Here is a 15,778-nt window from a genome sequence, read left to right as displayed (position 1 = left end):
CTATTATAAAACTAATTACATTATAACATATATATTATTAGTTTTTTTCTAAAAAATCATTAATTTCAGTAATATTAACAGGTGCATTTTGTGGAGGTTTACCTGCATTACCACCATTCATATATTTTGCAGGAACTGCTACCATAAAAACTTTAGGATCGATTCTAACTATTTTTGTTTTAAAAAAATTATATTCTAATAACGACATTGTTGTCATCATCATTTTATATTCATTACCTGAATACAAACCTTTCACATTTCAAACATTACCACCACGTAAATAATTATTTCGATAAATATCATTACGGATTTGCTCTAATTCATTAGAAATAATAAAGACACTCATCAACATATATTTTGGATAAACTCTATTCATAACAAAAGCTGCTACATAAATATAAACAAGCGTTGACATAAAATAAGGTCTAACTAAAAAATTATCAACAAGACTAGTTTTCTGTAAAAAAGTTCCATCAAGAATTAAAACAATAACAACAATAATAATATTAGTATTTCTAATAATAGTAGCAATTGAATATTTACGTTTCATAGAAATATAAGTACTAATAAAATCCATACCACCACTAGATCCACCAGTTTTAAATAAAATACCAATACCAGCACCATAAATTAATCCACCTAAAGCAGCAAAAATAAAAGTACATGGTAAAACTAAGCGCCAATAATCTGTAGTAACTTTTAATCGCTCATTACCTAAAACTTGAAAATTTTTAAGAACATCAATTGATGTTAACAAAAAGTTAATTCCGTTTTGAAATAACAAATAAATAATAGTATAAAGAGTAAAACGAAATCCAACCTTGAATAATCCTCAAATAATGATAGGACCATTAATAAGAAAATATACTGGATAAAATCAAAATGCTTGGGTTGTTTCTTGTTCAGTAATACTGCCATTATAAGATAAGGCAATAAATTTAGCTATTAATTGTGCAAAAGCTGATAAACCATTAGTATATAAACCAGCACGATTAATAAAATAAAAAAAGGAAACAGTTGTTAAAAAAGCACCAATAAAAATTAATAATAAATTTTTGGAAGTTATTTTTCAATTAAAGTTTTTTCATGAAGAATGGATCTCTTGCTTAACGCCAATATTTTTAAAAGTAAAGGCATCAACAATTAATGGTGGCTCTTTATCTTTATTTTTTGCTTCTGAATTATTGGACATATTAAACTCCTTTTTAACTATTAAATTTAAGTATTGTTGGAACATAATTACTATCATCATAAGACGAAGGTAAAGACATGTCAATTAATGAATCTTGAAAACTAATCACAAAATTAACTTTAAGTTCTAATTTATTAGGACCAGAACTTGTAACTTTTTGACCATCAATTCCTTTGATATTAATATTAACAGAATTGACATGAGGATTATTATTTAATGCTAAACTTATTCCTTCTTGAACTAAAGTTTTAGTTTTTTTAGAAAAATCAGCATATGTTTTTTCAATATCAGGTTTACTTTTTTCATCAACACTAATTGGTACTATTTGTTCTGATAATTTAGTAACATCACTAACACAACTATAAACTATGTAATCGCTTTGTGTATAATAACATTTTATATTAAAATTTTTTTTTATGTATTGTTCAACTTTAAAAATTTTATCATTATTTACTACTCCAACTTGATAAGTAATATTAATACTAATTCTACCAGTTGAAGCATCAACATCTCAAGTTCTTGCTTTTGTTGATTCATCTATTTTACCATTATCAATCGTAAAATAATAACATTTAGTACCCACTTCTAATTGACTATCAAATCAAGTTGGTTCTTTAATATTTCCTTTATCTAAAATTAATTTGGCAAGTGATTGTGCAAGACTTTTTTCTAATGCTTCATTTTTAATAACTTGTTCTTTTTCAGGTCTTTGACCATCAATAGGAACATCCACTGGTTTTTTAATACCAACTTTTGATAAAGTTGCTTCTCAACCATTATAATTACCATTACCATTAGTAATTGCTTTTAAAATACTATCTTGTTGTTGATCAGAACAAGCTAAAACTGGCGTTACTATTCCACTACCAAAAGCAATAGTACCCATTAATGTTAAAATTTTTTTCATAATTATAATCATTCCTTAATTTATAAAATATCATATATAAATTGTAACTTATTTTTATTATTTTGCTATACACTATCTTCAAAATCTTTATAATTAATATTAGTTTATATTAAAGGAATTGATAATATGTTTAAAATTTTATATACACTAGTTACTATTTCACTAGTCACTTTTACTAATTTAAGCCAAGTGAAAATAAATAATTATCATCATAAAGAAATAAAATCAGAAAATACTATCCTAAACGAACAAAGTTTAACCTTAGCTTTTGAAAGTGGAAATTTTTATAATTGAAATGAAAATGATTCAACTAATTCTATTGCTGGTATTTTTACAAATTCACAAGCACAATCTTATTTATTAAATAAGGATGGCACATATAATAATTTAGACTTACAAATTAGTAATTTTATTAGATTTGATGATAACTTAGGAATTGCTACTTTAAATAATTTTCATAAAAGTGATGATAGTAATTTTATTAATAATTCATTTTTAATGACTAAAAATGGTATTAGTGATGATGCTACTGCCATTGAAACTCCAAATCATACTTTTACTAACTTTGGTAATAATATCGTTAGTACCGATATTGGCGCTGACTTAATTAATACAGAGGGAAAAGTAACTAACTTAGTTACTCCCTATCATTATGGAAAAGGTAAAACTAGTTTTACTGCTATAAATGCTAATTTTGGCGTTTTTGTTGGTGGTGATCAAAATTCTTATATTCTAAAAGTTGATGGTAATATCAAACCAATTAATATTAATGTTCCTAATCCAATACTATTAAATTCTTTTGTTGCCATTAATGATAATGGTGGCATTATTCGTGATGTTAATGGGCAATTATTTTATTTAACAATAGATGATAATGGTAACGCTACAACAAAACCATTAATTATTAATAAGGAACCGCTGTTTAGTACTACTACTGTTTTTTTTAGCAAGACTGGTAACAATCAAGGGATTTTAAACGTAAATCTCAAAAATAACTCCAAATTTTTTGGACAACCTTATCATTTAAGCATTACTGATAGTAATGATATTAAACTTACAAAAATTAATGAACATTATATGAATAATTTCATTTTACTTCATGATGGTTTAGGTGTTTTTATTGATGAACAAGAAATTGGCTATTTTGTAAATGAATTAGGTACTTTTACTAAAATTGGTTATTGTGCCAATTTCCAAAGAATAAATTATAATCTTGGTTTTATTAATAATAATACAAGTAAATTATTACTAAGTGATAGTAAAAATAACAATTGAAGTCGAATTAATACTATTAAATTTAATAAAACTAAAGATGAACAATTGACTAATTTTATTAATTCATATATTGATAAAGATAAACTCACTGCAGTTAACCGTACTAATAATTGAATTAGTAATAATAGTTTAATTTTAAATGTAACTAATGATGAACTAAAAGATATTACTATTAATGATAATCAACCATTATTACCAAATATTAATAATAGTATTACGACTATTATTAATAGTAATTCTGAAATTAATATTAAATTTGAAGATGAAATAATAACTTATCATGTATTAATATATAATCAAAATATTTTGCCAACACTAGATAATAGCGCTAATACTAATATTAAATATGTTGGAATAGTAAATAATAATTTATATGATATTAATAGCACTAATACTAATGACGGTTTTACAATTAATTTTAACTATGATAATACTATCCAATTTGTAAATATTATTACTATTGATAGTACTACTATGAATAAAATGAATTTATGAACATTAAAACCAAAAACTACTTTTAAATTAAATGTCAAAAGCAATAATAATGTATATTTACTACAAACTGTTAATTGAAATAATATTAGCAACTGACAATATTTTACTATTTATCATGGTAATAATTTACCTATTGTTGAATTTTGAACTACTGATACTGGTATAAAATTATGAAATGCTGCTTTAAAACTTAATTATACTTTTAAGGAGCTAGAAAATATGAATTCAACAGAAATTAATAATCTAAGAAATTTAGCAGTTAATTGAACAATTAATGAAGCGCGTGGTAATACTTTAGGTTATATTATTTCTGGTTTTCTTAGTATTGGTTTCATTTTAACTATTATCGCTATTATTTATGATTGATACTTAAAACAAAAATTTAAAAAAAGGAATCTAACACAAAGAAAAATGTGAATTAATACAAAATAACTGCTCTTTTATTTTTTTGGAATTATTTTTATCATTTTCTAAACTATTTACTGCTTCAACATTAACTGATAAAATTAGTTCATTAGATTTCCGTCTTTCGCTTTGTTCTTCTCTTATTTTTCTAAATCAAGTATTAAATGAATTAGCAAAACCTAAAAAATCAGTTTGTTTTACAAAACAATTACTTGGAACATAATATCCTTTTGTTTTTATATAAAACAAAAAAGGTTCTAGAAATTTTACTCATAAAAAAATTCCATCATTAAAAGGTTCATAAACAGCAAAATAAGAAATAGTCTGTTTATCTACTTTTATTCCATTGGGAAATGTAAAATCAGTTAATAATTGTTGATTAGGTAAAAAAATGTATAAAAATTTTCATTAAAACCTTTAGAATAAGGATTAACAAGTTCAAAGGTATGATGAATCGGACATAATTCATCCTTTAATCTTCTTTCATATCCTAAATTTTTATTTAATTTATCAAGAAATTATTTATTTTTATCCAATACATTTCCTCCGCCTTCTTCATCTTGTTCAAAATCTTTGCCTTTTTCGCGACTATTAGGTTTTTTAAAAATTTTTTTAAAATATCTTTCTTTATAACCAACTGATCAACTATTTAGTTTAAATGCTGAAAATGAATTTGTAGGTATTGGTGGTTGATGATTTTTTATTGCATCATCTATTTCTCAACAAACCGCCAAAAGATCATAATCAGGAATTATTGGTTTTTTTCTTTAGAAATTTCTTGACAAATAATAGAAATTGGAAAATAAATTAAATTATTTTTTTCAATTTCTATTATTTCTTTTAAATCTCTATTATTTAAATTTTTAATATTATTTTCATCATCAAGCGCAAAAATATAATAAACATTATACATATTATTATTTTTTTCTTTTTCTAAATAAAGTACTATCTCATTTTTTTTATTTTTTGGTTGACAACATTTAACAAAAATTTTATCCAAAAAAAATTCAGCATCAATAATTCCAATTTTTTCCATGTTAACTAATAAAAAGAAAACATGTTCATTAGTAATTTTTAAAATAGTTTCATTATTTTTTAATTTTAAAGAAACAGGATTTATTTTACTATCTTTATTATTTTTATTTAATTTTATTGAAAATTTCTTACAAAGAAGATCTATTTTTTCAGTTTGTGTTTCATTATCTTTTAATCCTATCTTACTTAAAAATGTTAACTCATCTAAAGAAATTATAAAGCCAGATTGTATACCTCAATCAGAACTTTTATTTTTAATACTTGATGATTTTGTTGGATATTTTCGTGGTAACAAATATTTAGTAATTGGATTAACGGGTTTTAAAATAATAACTACATTTTCTTCTTGAGCAGTTTTAACAAAACCTTGAAAGTGTTTCTCTAAAACTCCATTATTTTCACATTTTTCAACATTTTTATTAATATAAATTTCCATATTGGATGGGTTCCACTTTATTGGATACTAATTACGTAGACAAGTGAACAAATTAGTTAAAAGAAAGGAATTATAATTATGGCCAATATTAACTCATATTCAGATGAATTTAAAAAACAAATAGTAGTTTTATATCAAAGTGGTAAGTCAGTGTCTTGTCTTGCTAAAGAGTATAATGTTACAAGAGCAGCTACTTATAATTGAATTAAGCAATTTACTAATTCAGGCAGTTTTATAAGAGGCTTTTTAAAAATCTGTGTATCTTTTTACAAAGTTACTAGTTTAGATTAAGTCTATCTTCAAATTTTATCATAAAATGAGCAATTGCTGTATTTCAATTTTGAATGGGAATTGTTCATTTTTTTTGTTATATTTTCAATTGCTAAGTAAAATATTTTAAAAACTGCCATATCATTTGGAAAAACTTTTTTATTTCTAATAACTTTTCGTAATTGACTATTAACAGATTCAATAGCATTTCTTGTATAAATCACTCTTTTGATTTCTGCATGATAACTAATAAAAACCATTAAATTATCTCAATTTTTATATCATGATTTAGCAATTTGAGGATATTGTTTATTTCATTTACTTTCAAAAGATTCTAAAGCTTGCATTGCTTGTTCTTCACTACATGCACTATAAATTGGTTTTAAATCTGTAACTAGTGATTTTCTATGTTTGTATGAAACATATTTTAAACTATTTCTAATTTGATGAACTATGCATAATTGATGTTCGGTTTTAGGATAAACTGATTGTATCGCTTCTGACATTCCTGTTAAATCGTCACTACAAGCAATAAGAATATCATTTAAGCCTCGATTTTTCATTTCTGTGAAATTAGATAATCAAAACTTAGAACCTTCATTTTCACTAATTCATAAACCTAAAACATCTTTTTTACCTTCTAAATCAACTCCTAGTGCTATATAAACTGATTTGTTAATAATGCGTTTATCTTGTCGTACTTTAACTACTATACAATCAAAATAAACAATCGGATAAACACTTTCTAATGGCCGATTTTGTCATGCTTTAACATCATCAATAACATCATCAGTAATTTGACTAATAACACTTTCACTAATATCAGCACCATGATATAACTCTTGTAACTGCATTCTAATATCTGATAAAGTCATGCCTTTGGCATATAACGAAAGAACTTGTTGATCAAAACCATCAAATCTTCTTTGTCTTTTTGCAACTATTACTGGCTCAAAATTACTATTACGATCTCGTGGTACATTAATCTCAATTTTACCTTGTTGGGTTATTATTTTTTTTGAATTTATACCATTGCGAGCATTATCACTATTATTATGTTGATTTTTTCATATCCTAAATAATTTTGCATTTCAGAATTCAACATTTTTTCAACTAATCTTTTTGTTAATTCTTTATATAAACCTCCCTCTTTAAAAACTGTTGTTAAATATTCAGTATTTTCTAATAATAAATCTACTGCTTTTGATATTCGATCATTATTATTAATATTTTGTTTTTTAGACATACGTAACTCACTCTTTCTAGTTATTTAATTTTATTTACTAGAATTAATTAAACATAGTTATTTTTGTAAGTTACACAGATTACTAAACATTACCAAATTAACACAACAATTAATTGAAAATGCTGGATGCAAACTATTATTTCTTCCACCATATTCTCCTAATTTAAATCCAATTGAACATTTTTGATTTGCTATAAAACATAATATAAGAAAAATATTACCAAATTATTGACCAAATATTAAAAAAGCGATTGATTTTGTTTTTCAAGATATGAGTAAACATTACTTTAGTTAGCTATATAATTTAGTTTTTTGAAATAGTTATAAACTGTATCTTTAGTCATATCACCAAATTTTTCAATTACTTTTTGAACTGTAACATCTTTATTTTGCACTAAATAATTTTTTAATTCATCTAAATCCTTTATTTTGTGGCTATGTCCTTTTTGATAATTCAAAATTGTTTTTATATGCCCAGTTTCTTTTTTTCTTTTTCTTCATAAGAATAAAGTCTTTCTAGTAATATTGAACACTTTACAAATTTCTTTAATTTTCATGTTTTTACTTTCATAGGCTTCTATTACTTTTCTTCGTAAGTCTTCACTGTATGGTTTTGGCGTAATTTAATCTTCCTAATCTATTTTAAATATTGCTGAATTGTACTTTTAAATTCAAAAACTGTTTAAATTACATATTATTATTTTACATTATTTATGAGTAAACATTACTTTAGTTAGCTATATGCGATAAAATTTAAAAATAGTACATAAAGGGATAAAAGCCTTATTTAATTTATCTTCTAAAACAACTGTTAATTTACGACGATTAAAATCAAAAGGAATTTCATCAATTTTTTGATAATAATTACTTATATTTTTTAATTTGTTTTTTTCTCCAAATTCAAGTATTGAATTATCCATTGGATTTTTTATTCCTGTTTGAAAATAACTATTTAAATAAATAAACTTAATTAAGTCATTATTTGTTTTATTATCCAATTTTATATGGTTGACTACTTCAATATTATCATTAGTTAAAGTTCCTGTTTTATCAGTACATAAAATATCAATTCCACCTAAATTTTGAATAGCAGCTAGTTGTTTAACAACTACTTTTTGTTTACTCATTTTACTAGCGCCTCGCGCTAGATTAGAGGTAACAATCATTGTTAGCATTTCAGGAGTCAAACGAACAGCAACCGAAATTGAAAAAATAAATGCTGCAGGTCAATTGTTTTTTAAAAGACCATTGATAATTAACACAATGGGTACCATTACTAGCATAAAGCAAATTAACATTAAAGTAACGCGTTTAATTCCTTTGGAAAAACTGCTTAATGGACGTTGTTTATTTATTGTATCAGCAATAGTAGCGAAGTAGGTGTTAGTAGCTGTTGCTATAACAATAGCAATTGCACTTCCAGAAACAACACTTGTTCCCATAAAACAAATATTTTGTAAATCAAATAAGTTTTGATATGCAGGATCGTTAATAGCGTGTTTTTCAGCAGGTAGTGATTCTCCTGTTAATGATGATTTATTAATAAATAAATCATTGCTTAATAAAATTTTTAAATCAGCAGGAATTAAATCACCGGCTGATAAATAAATTAAATCACCTGGTAATAATTCATTAACATTTATTTCTTGTGCTTGTTTAATTATTTTAATTGAGTTTTCTTTAGTAATTTGATTAATGTTTATATTACGAATAACAGTAGTTGTATTTTTGGCCAAAATTGTTAAATGTTTAGTAATAAAAAAAGCTCCTATTGATTGAATGTAAATTAGGGTTCCACTAGACATATTCCGTAAATAAATTTTTTAAAAGTCAATTAATAATTTAAAATTTATTTTATAATTTCTTTATTAATAAATTAATAAGGTGTTGATAAAAATGAATTTTGAAAATTTAAAAAAATTAAAAAATGAACAATTTTATAGATATTTTGGTATAAAACGTTTTCATTTTGATGAAATGTTAACAAAATTAATTGAAATAGAAAATTTAAAAAAAACTAAAGGTAGAAAATATAAACTTTCAGTTGAAGAAAGATTGATGATGACTTTAGTATACTGAAAAGAATATTATACTTTTTTCCAAATGAGTATTAAATATAAAATGAGTGCATCAAGTTGTTTTCAAAATATTACTTGAGTAGAAAATAAACTTAGTGATGACAAAGATTATCAGTTTTTAAAAACAAAATATAAATCAAAAATTGAGAAAAAACAAGAAGATTTAAATGAATTTCAATTTTATTTAATTAGACATATTCCGTAAATAAATTTAATCAATTGTCAATAATAATATTTATAAATTTTTTAGTGTTAATAATTATAGAAGTTAATATTTTTAAAAAAATACTTTAAAAATAAATTTATATTTCAAACACAAAAATTGTTAATATTATTTTTATATTAACTTGATAAAAATTTAAATTTTTAAAAAAATATTTTTAATATTTTTTTATTTTAATGGTTTTGTTTTATTAAAAATTTCACAAAGTAAGTTAAATCTTAAGTACATAAGTCTAAATATACTTTTTCTACATTTATTTATTAAAATTTTGAATCTTTTTAATCAAGCAAAAACATGTTCAACTTTAATTCTAATTTTTGAAATAATTTTATTGTAGATTTTTTCTTGTTTAGTTAATTTTTTATTTTTAGTTTTTTTAATTGGTAATATAGTATTTTTATAAATATTTTGTATTCCTTGATATCCCAAATCACCAATAATTATTGTTTTTTCTGAAAATTCAAGATTTGAATTTTTTAATATTTGAAAATCATGTACTTTTCCATTATCAGCAAAAATATCAACAATTTTTTTATTAAAAAAGTCATATATAATTTGAAATTTTATAGAAAACATTCAACTTTTACCAGAAAAATATTATAACTGTAGTTTTTTTTAGTTGGTCTTTCAATTTCAATTTCAGTTGAATCAATTAAATAAAATTGAAATTCATTTAAATCTTCTTGTTTTTTCTCAATTTTTGATTTATATTTTGTTTTTAAAAACTGATAATCTTTGTCATCACTAAGTTTATTTTCTACTCAAGTAATATTTCGAAAACAACTTGATGCACTCATTTTATATTTAATACTCATTTGGAAAAAAGTATAATATTCTTTTCAGTATACTAAAGTCATCATCAATCTTTCTTCAACTGAAAGTTTATATTTTCTACCTTTAGTTTTTTTAAATTTTCTATTTCAATTAATTTTGTTAACATTTCATCAAAATGAAAACATTTTATACCAAAATATCTATAAAATTGTTCATTTTTTAATTTTTTTAAATTTTCAAAATTCATTTTTATCAACACCTTATTAATTTATTAATAAAGAAATTATAAAATAAATTTTAAATTATTAATTGACTTTTAAAAAATTTATTTACGGAATATGTCTATTGATTCAACTGAAATTGAAATTGAAAGACCAACTAAAAAAAACTACAGTTAGAATATTTTTCTGGTAAAAGTTGAATGTTTTCTATAAAATTTCAAATTATATATGACTTTTTTAATAACAAAATTGTTGATATTTTTGCTGATAATGGAAAATTACATGATTTTCAAATATTAAAAAATTCAAATCTTGAATTTTCAGAAAAAACAATAATTATTGGTGATTTGGGATATCAAGGAATACAAAATATTTATAAAAATACTATATTACCAATTAAAAAAACTAAAAATAAAAAATTAACTAAACAAGAAAAAATCTACAATAAAATTATTTCAAAAATTAGAATTAAAGTTGAACATGTTTTTGCTTGATTAAAAAGATTCAAAATTTTAATAAATAAATGTAGAAAAAGTATATTTAGACTTATGTACTTAAGATTTAACTTACTTTGTGAAATTTTTAATAAAACAAAACCATTAAAATAAAAAAATATTAAAAATATTTTTTTAAAAATTTAAATTTTTATCAAGTTAATATAAAAATAATATTAACAATTTTTGTGTTTGAAATATAAATTTATTTTTAAAGTATTTTTTTAAAAATATTAACTTCTATAATTATTAACACTAAAAAATTTATAAATATTATTATTGATAATTGATTAAATTTATTTACGTAATATGTCTACTTAATAAAATCATAGTTCCAACAATAATAGTGGCAACCAATGAATAAATTGAAGTATCATTTGTTGTAAAATATGAGAATAAATTATAGATAGTAATAATTGCTAAAATTATATTGAATGGTCCAAAATATCATTTTAAAAATTCTAAAATTCAATTAAATTTTGTATTTTTTAAAGTATTAATACCATATTTTTTTCTTCTTATTTCAATTTTGTCTGTTTTAAAACCAAAATTATGTAAATCTAATTTTTTTAGTAATTGTTTTTGGTTAAAATGTGCAATTTGTTTAATATAATCACCATTTGTGTAAACTAATGGTTTTTTAAAACTAAATTGTAATTTAAAATAAATTTTGTTTAAAAAAATCTTCATAATTTCTTTACCTCCTTATTTTTCTTATTTTAAGACTTTTAAATAAGGGTTTAGAAATTTATTAACACGCTAAAAAAATATTTTTTTAGTAAAAATAATAGGAGAATATTTGACTGAATCTTTATTTAAAAGTACACTTTTAAAATTACTAATTTTTAAATTAGTATTATTTTTCTTATTATAAATGTAATCGCTGTCAGTCATGATATCACTCTCCTTTATCCTTTGACATTTTAACATGTTTCTCTTTAAAAAGATAACTTTTTTTAATTTATATAATTTTAAGAAAAAGATGATTACTATAAAATATTAGAATTTATTTTATGTTATTATTAATTAATGTTACGTGTTACTTTAATAATTAAAATAATAAGAGGTAAACATGAATACATTTGTAATAGTTAGTATTATTATAATAGCTATTGCTATTATTAGTTTTATGTTATTATTTAAAATTATAAAATGACGTGCTATTTGTATTATTGTTGGTGTTATCATTTTGGCTGCATTATTTTTTAGTTTTGGTATATTACCATTAGATAATATTTATTTTACTAATTTTATTAATATTAATAAAAATTAAAATAATAAAGAAAATTATCCCCACATGTACTAGTGTGGAGGAAAAAATGAATTGAAATGAATTCAATAGCATATTTCAAAATGAAAACGATTGTTTGAAATATATAGCGAAGTTGAAAGTAATGAAATGTATCAGGCGTGCTTCTTCTATTTTTAATGTTTCTGATTTATGAAGAATAAGATGTTTGAAATGTCATCAAACATCTTATTCTTCATGACACCATTTTTCACAAGTCACAAACACCTTTGACATCTTGGTTTTATCTCATCTTTAGATGAATAAACACAAAGCATGGCATCCCATCAACAAATGTTGCAAGGGAATTGGGTGTGACATATAAAACAGCTTGAAGAATGGGTCATGAAATCAGAACTATAATTCGGAATCAAGATGCAGGGCTCATTAGACATATTCCGTAAATCAATTTAATCAATTGTCAATAATAATATTTATAAATTTTTTAGTGTTAATAATTATAGAAGTTAATATTTTTAAAAAAAATACTTTAAAAATAAATTTATATTTCAAACACAAAAATTGTTAATATTATTTTTATATTAACTTGATAAAAATTTAAATTTTTAAAAAAATATTTTTAATATTTTTTTATTTTAATGGTTTTGTTTTATTAAAAATTTCACAAAGTAAGTTAAATCTTAAGTACATAAGTCTAAATATACTTTTTCTACATTTATTTATTAAAATTTTGAATCTTTTTAATCAAGCAAAAACATGTTCAACTTTAATTCTAATTTTTGAAATAATTTTATTGTAGATTTTTTCTTGTTTAGTTAATTTTTTATTTTTAGTTTTTTTAATTGGTAATATAGTATTTTTATAAATATTTTGTATTCCTTGATATCCCAAATCACCAATAATTATTGTTTTTTCTGAAAATTCAAGATTTGAATTTTTTAATATTTGAAAATCATGTACTTTTCCATTATCAGCAAAAATATCAACAATTTTTTTATTAAAAAAGTCATATATAATTTGAAATTTTATAGAAAACATTCAACTTTTACCAGAAAAATATTCTAACTGTAGTTTTTTTTAGTTGGTCTTTCAATTTCAGTTGAATCAATTAAATAAAATTGAAATTCATTTAAATATTCTTGTTTTTTATCAATTTTTGATTTATATTTTGTTTTTAAAAACTGATAATCTTTGTCATCACTAAGTTTATTTTCTACTCAAGTAATATTTCGAAAACAACTTGATGCACTCATTTTATATTTAATACTCATTTGGAAAAAAGTATAATATTCTTTTCAGTATACTAAAGTCATCATCAATCTTTCTTCAACTGAAAGTTTATATTTTCTACCTTTAGTTTTTTTAAATTTTCTATTTCAATTAATTTTGTTAACATTTCATCAAAATGAAAACGTTTTATACCAAAATATCTATAAAATTGTTCATTTTTTAATTTTTTTAAATTTTCAAAATTCATTTTTATCAACACCTTATTAATTTATTAATAAAGAAATTATAAAATAAATTTTAAATTATTAATTGACTTTTAAAAAATTTATTTACGGAATATGTCTATTGATGATGGCACAGCACAGATGGATGAAATGTATCTTTCACATGTAGGTTTTAAAAAACAAGGAAGATCCTTGTTGAATAAAACCTTGATTGTTGGAGTTTATGAGAAAACCAGCAACAAACTAATTGTGAAATTATTGAAAAAAGCAGATGAGAAAAACCTTTTATGATTTGCATTGAAACACATTTCTACTGGGTGTTGTCTATTTACGGATTCTTGGAAGGGATATGGAATTTTCAAAAACTTCTATCACAAACATGAAATCGTAAATCATGAAGTTGGGTATGCGTCATCAAAAGGTGTAAACACAAACCAGATTAAATCTGCATGAAAACACATCCGACGAACTTTCCGAAAACACATAAAAGTTTCAAAACACAATATTCATTTATATGCAAAAGAAGCTGCATATAAATTAAATAAGATACCTAGTTTTGAAACTATAATTTTGTGTTTGATTTAGATACATGTGGGGATAATTTACTAGATAGGCTTTTATCTCCATTTATGTGATAAAATTTAAAAATAGTGCATAAAGAGATAAAAGCCATAATAAATAATAATTAGTTTAAATCTTAACTATTGACTATAATATATTTTTGAATAAGAGGTAAAAAATGGAACGAATTAAGCAAGCACAATTTTTAACTAGCGCTATTAAAGAAGAACAATGGCCGCAGGATGAAATTCCTGAATTTTGTTTTGTTGGTCGCAGTAATGTTGGTAAATCAACATTTTTAAATACAATTTGTAATAATGGTAAGTTAGCTAGAGTTTCACAAACACCTGGTAAAACACAAATGCTAAATTTTTTTACAATTAATAATAATATTTGTCGCTTTGTTGATGTTCCTGGCTATGGTTTTGCTAAAGTATCAAATGAAAAAAAAATCCAATTTGCGACAATGATGGATGAATATTTTCAGTCACGAAAAAATTTAAAAGCAGTTTTTTTATTATTAGATTTAAGACATGCACCCAGTAAAGATGATATTGATATGTTGGAATATTTACAACATTATCATTTAAAAATTCATTTAATCGCTACTAAAGTTGATAAAGTTAAAAATAGTCAATTAGTAAAAAAGAAAAAATTAATATTATCAACTTTAAAACTTAGTACTAATACTCCTATTATTTTATTTTCTAGTATTAGTAAACAAGGAATTGATTTAGTAATTAGTAAATTAGCAGATGATGTTAATACTGATGAAGTTGAATTAGAAACTTAACAGTATAATATTTGTTGCTATAAAAAAAAGATAAAAGTTTTTTTATATGTATATATTTATTAAAAATATCAATATTCAGTATAGAATAGAATATAATAATAATTAAACTTAATATAAGTTTTTAACTCATTAATTTTTATCAAAATTAATGAGTTTTTATTTGAAAGGAAGATTAAAAGAAATGCCTATAAAAAATGAAATTTTACAAAATCTTGAAGCAAAATCAGAAGAAAATGTAGAACAAAAACCTACAAAATGAAAAGAATTTAAAACAAAACATCGAACAACCGCAAAAATTATAAAAGTGACTAAAGGTGTTGCTACTGGTAGTGCTGTTGGTGCTTTGTATATTAATCCTATTGCTCAAATGAGCGGTTTAGTTGCTGCTAATGTTGCGGGCGGTGTCAGTGCTGTTAGTAACCGTTCTGAAGAACAATTAGAAGCTGATATTATAACTGCTGCTGCTATTGGTGGTGCTATTATTTTTGGCATAGATGCAGCAAAAAAATTTGATGAAAAACAAAGAAGACAAATTGAAGTTGACAATGATAAGTTTGCAGATAAAAAAACCGCTATAAATAATATAGATTCACAAATTGAAGTAAAAATAGAACCAAAGAAAATGGCCGGTTTATAATTAATTTTTAGATTTAAGGTAGTCTATGTTATA

25 protein-coding genes are annotated in these 15,778 nt (G+C 22.5%); 10 read left to right on the top strand and 15 right to left on the bottom strand.

Translation table 4 applies throughout. The annotated features are described in order from the left end of the window. Positions 1 to 37 precede the first annotated feature (37 nt). Together ABWV63_RS06405 and ABWV63_RS06400 are read right to left on the bottom strand one after the other, a co-directional pair. Complete coding sequence (locus ABWV63_RS06405; RefSeq protein WP_353305670.1) at positions 38 to 1,252, bottom strand: YitT family protein; 1,215 nt, start codon at positions 1,250 to 1,252, stop codon at positions 38 to 40. Continuing rightward, a complete protein-coding gene (locus tag ABWV63_RS06400; RefSeq protein WP_353305669.1) occupies positions 1,206 to 2,099 on the bottom strand; it encodes a hypothetical protein in 894 nt (297 codons plus the stop codon). The genes ABWV63_RS06405 and ABWV63_RS06400 overlap by 47 nt, the downstream gene beginning before the upstream one ends. A 189-nt stretch (positions 2,100 to 2,288) precedes the next feature. Here ABWV63_RS06400 and ABWV63_RS06395 point away from each other — a divergent pair, with 189 nt between their 5' ends. Then, complete coding sequence (locus ABWV63_RS06395) at positions 2,289 to 4,301, top strand: hypothetical protein (RefSeq protein ID WP_353305668.1); 2,013 nt, start codon at positions 2,289 to 2,291, stop codon at positions 4,299 to 4,301. On the opposite strand, the gene ABWV63_RS06390 is transcribed toward ABWV63_RS06395, so the two are convergent. From ABWV63_RS06390 to ABWV63_RS06380, 3 genes are all read right to left on the bottom strand, one after another. Further along, entirely contained in the window at positions 4,266 to 4,523 is a 258-nt protein-coding gene (locus tag ABWV63_RS06390; protein ID WP_353305667.1) for a hypothetical protein, read from the bottom strand. The genes ABWV63_RS06395 and ABWV63_RS06390 overlap by 36 nt on opposite strands. Positions 4,524 to 4,792: 269 nt before the next feature. Continuing rightward, positions 4,793 to 5,008, bottom strand: a complete 216-nt coding sequence (locus ABWV63_RS06385) for a hypothetical protein (RefSeq protein WP_353305666.1) — start codon at positions 5,006 to 5,008, stop codon at positions 4,793 to 4,795. Positions 5,009 to 5,025: 17 nt separating this feature from the next. Then, entirely contained in the window at positions 5,026 to 5,745 is a 720-nt protein-coding gene (locus tag ABWV63_RS06380) for an anthrax toxin-like adenylyl cyclase domain-containing protein (protein ID WP_353305665.1), read from the bottom strand. Positions 5,746 to 5,823: 78 nt separating this feature from the next. Between ABWV63_RS06380 and ABWV63_RS06375 the strand changes: the two genes are divergently transcribed. Further along, positions 5,824 to 6,036: a transposase gene (locus tag ABWV63_RS06375; protein WP_353305664.1), complete on the top strand. Its 213-nt coding sequence runs from the start codon at positions 5,824 to 5,826 to the stop codon at positions 6,034 to 6,036. Positions 6,037 to 6,038: 2 nt separating this feature from the next. On the opposite strand, the gene ABWV63_RS06370 is transcribed toward ABWV63_RS06375, so the two are convergent. Further along, positions 6,039 to 7,025 (bottom strand): IS256 family transposase, encoded by a 987-nt coding sequence (locus ABWV63_RS06370; protein ID WP_353307202.1) that lies wholly within the window; start codon positions 7,023 to 7,025, stop codon positions 6,039 to 6,041. Positions 7,026 to 7,039: 14 nt separating this feature from the next. After that, on the bottom strand, positions 7,040 to 7,261 hold the full coding sequence (locus tag ABWV63_RS06365; protein ID WP_353305663.1) for a hypothetical protein: 222 nt from the start codon (positions 7,259 to 7,261) through the stop codon (positions 7,040 to 7,042). A gap of 34 nt (positions 7,262 to 7,295) precedes the next feature. Between ABWV63_RS06365 and ABWV63_RS06360 the strand changes: the two genes are divergently transcribed. Next, positions 7,296 to 7,556, top strand: a complete 261-nt coding sequence (locus ABWV63_RS06360) for a transposase (protein ID WP_353307201.1) — start codon at positions 7,296 to 7,298, stop codon at positions 7,554 to 7,556. On the opposite strand, the gene ABWV63_RS06355 is transcribed toward ABWV63_RS06360, so the two are convergent. Together ABWV63_RS06355 and ABWV63_RS06350 are read right to left on the bottom strand one after the other, a co-directional pair. Then, positions 7,549 to 7,818 carry an IS630 transposase-related protein gene (locus tag ABWV63_RS06355; protein ID WP_353305662.1) on the bottom strand — a complete coding sequence of 90 codons (270 nt, stop codon included), beginning with the start codon at positions 7,816 to 7,818 and terminating at the stop codon, positions 7,549 to 7,551. The genes ABWV63_RS06360 and ABWV63_RS06355 overlap by 8 nt on opposite strands. Before the next feature lie 180 nt (positions 7,819 to 7,998). Continuing rightward, positions 7,999 to 8,997 carry an HAD-IC family P-type ATPase gene (locus tag ABWV63_RS06350; protein WP_353305661.1) on the bottom strand — a complete coding sequence of 333 codons (999 nt, stop codon included), beginning with the start codon at positions 8,995 to 8,997 and terminating at the stop codon, positions 7,999 to 8,001. Positions 8,998 to 9,157: 160 nt separating this feature from the next. Between ABWV63_RS06350 and ABWV63_RS06345 the strand changes: the two genes are divergently transcribed. Next, a complete protein-coding gene (locus ABWV63_RS06345) occupies positions 9,158 to 9,544 on the top strand; it encodes a transposase family protein (RefSeq protein ID WP_353305660.1) in 387 nt (128 codons plus the stop codon). 186 nt (positions 9,545 to 9,730) lie between these two features. Here ABWV63_RS06345 and ABWV63_RS06340 read toward each other — a convergent pair whose 3' ends face one another. The 3 genes from ABWV63_RS06340 to ABWV63_RS06330 are packed head-to-tail and all read right to left on the bottom strand — an operon-like array spanning position 9,731 to position 10,583. Continuing rightward, positions 9,731 to 10,138: a transposase family protein gene (locus ABWV63_RS06340; RefSeq protein WP_353305654.1), complete on the bottom strand. Its 408-nt coding sequence runs from the start codon at positions 10,136 to 10,138 to the stop codon at positions 9,731 to 9,733. Continuing rightward, positions 10,126 to 10,425, bottom strand: a complete 300-nt coding sequence (locus ABWV63_RS06335) for a transposase family protein (protein WP_353305659.1) — start codon at positions 10,423 to 10,425, stop codon at positions 10,126 to 10,128. The genes ABWV63_RS06340 and ABWV63_RS06335 overlap by 13 nt, the downstream gene beginning before the upstream one ends. Continuing rightward, the gene (locus ABWV63_RS06330) at positions 10,410 to 10,583 is read right to left on the bottom strand and encodes a hypothetical protein (protein ID WP_353305658.1); all 174 of its coding nucleotides are present in this window, start codon (positions 10,581 to 10,583) and stop codon (positions 10,410 to 10,412) included. The genes ABWV63_RS06335 and ABWV63_RS06330 overlap by 16 nt, the downstream gene beginning before the upstream one ends. Positions 10,584 to 10,757: 174 nt before the next feature. On the opposite strand from ABWV63_RS06330, the gene ABWV63_RS06325 reads away from it, so the two are divergent. The 3 genes from ABWV63_RS06325 (at position 10,758) to ABWV63_RS06315 (ending at position 12,743) form a co-directional block, all read left to right on the top strand. Further along, positions 10,758 to 11,165 (top strand): transposase family protein, encoded by a 408-nt coding sequence (locus ABWV63_RS06325; RefSeq protein ID WP_353305657.1) that lies wholly within the window; start codon positions 10,758 to 10,760, stop codon positions 11,163 to 11,165. Between the two features lie 958 nt (positions 11,166 to 12,123). After that, on the top strand, positions 12,124 to 12,324 hold the full coding sequence (locus tag ABWV63_RS06320; protein WP_353305656.1) for a hypothetical protein: 201 nt from the start codon (positions 12,124 to 12,126) through the stop codon (positions 12,322 to 12,324). A gap of 245 nt (positions 12,325 to 12,569) precedes the next feature. Next, a complete protein-coding gene (locus ABWV63_RS06315; protein ID WP_353305655.1) occupies positions 12,570 to 12,743 on the top strand; it encodes a hypothetical protein in 174 nt (57 codons plus the stop codon). A gap of 187 nt (positions 12,744 to 12,930) precedes the next feature. Here ABWV63_RS06315 and ABWV63_RS06310 read toward each other — a convergent pair whose 3' ends face one another. Genes ABWV63_RS06310 through ABWV63_RS06300 form a run of 3 tightly spaced genes read right to left on the bottom strand, consistent with a single transcriptional unit; the run spans position 12,931 to position 13,777 of the window. Further along, positions 12,931 to 13,338 carry a transposase family protein gene (locus ABWV63_RS06310; protein ID WP_353305654.1) on the bottom strand — a complete coding sequence of 136 codons (408 nt, stop codon included), beginning with the start codon at positions 13,336 to 13,338 and terminating at the stop codon, positions 12,931 to 12,933. Between the two features lie 23 nt (positions 13,339 to 13,361). After that, positions 13,362 to 13,619 (bottom strand): transposase family protein, encoded by a 258-nt coding sequence (locus ABWV63_RS06305; RefSeq protein ID WP_353305653.1) that lies wholly within the window; start codon positions 13,617 to 13,619, stop codon positions 13,362 to 13,364. Further along, positions 13,604 to 13,777: a hypothetical protein gene (locus ABWV63_RS06300; protein WP_353305528.1), complete on the bottom strand. Its 174-nt coding sequence runs from the start codon at positions 13,775 to 13,777 to the stop codon at positions 13,604 to 13,606. The genes ABWV63_RS06305 and ABWV63_RS06300 overlap by 16 nt, the downstream gene beginning before the upstream one ends. 91 nt (positions 13,778 to 13,868) lie before the next feature. On the opposite strand from ABWV63_RS06300, the gene ABWV63_RS06295 reads away from it, so the two are divergent. From ABWV63_RS06295 to ABWV63_RS06285, 3 genes are all read left to right on the top strand, one after another. Next, on the top strand, positions 13,869 to 14,339 hold the full coding sequence (locus tag ABWV63_RS06295; RefSeq protein ID WP_353305652.1) for a transposase: 471 nt from the start codon (positions 13,869 to 13,871) through the stop codon (positions 14,337 to 14,339). Positions 14,340 to 14,493: 154 nt separating this feature from the next. Continuing rightward, positions 14,494 to 15,108 carry a ribosome biogenesis GTP-binding protein YihA/YsxC gene (yihA, locus tag ABWV63_RS06290; protein WP_353305651.1) on the top strand — a complete coding sequence of 205 codons (615 nt, stop codon included), beginning with the start codon at positions 14,494 to 14,496 and terminating at the stop codon, positions 15,106 to 15,108. A gap of 181 nt (positions 15,109 to 15,289) precedes the next feature. Next, positions 15,290 to 15,745 carry a hypothetical protein gene (locus tag ABWV63_RS06285; protein WP_353305650.1) on the top strand — a complete coding sequence of 152 codons (456 nt, stop codon included), beginning with the start codon at positions 15,290 to 15,292 and terminating at the stop codon, positions 15,743 to 15,745. Positions 15,746 to 15,778: the final 33 nt, after the last annotated feature.

The organism is Spiroplasma ixodetis (genome assembly GCF_040369795.1).
In the GTDB taxonomy this organism is placed as follows: Bacteria; Bacillota_I; Bacilli_A; order Mycoplasmatales; family VBWQ01; genus Spiroplasma_E; species Spiroplasma_E ixodetis_B.
This window is presented reverse-complemented; position numbering and strand designations above follow the sequence as displayed.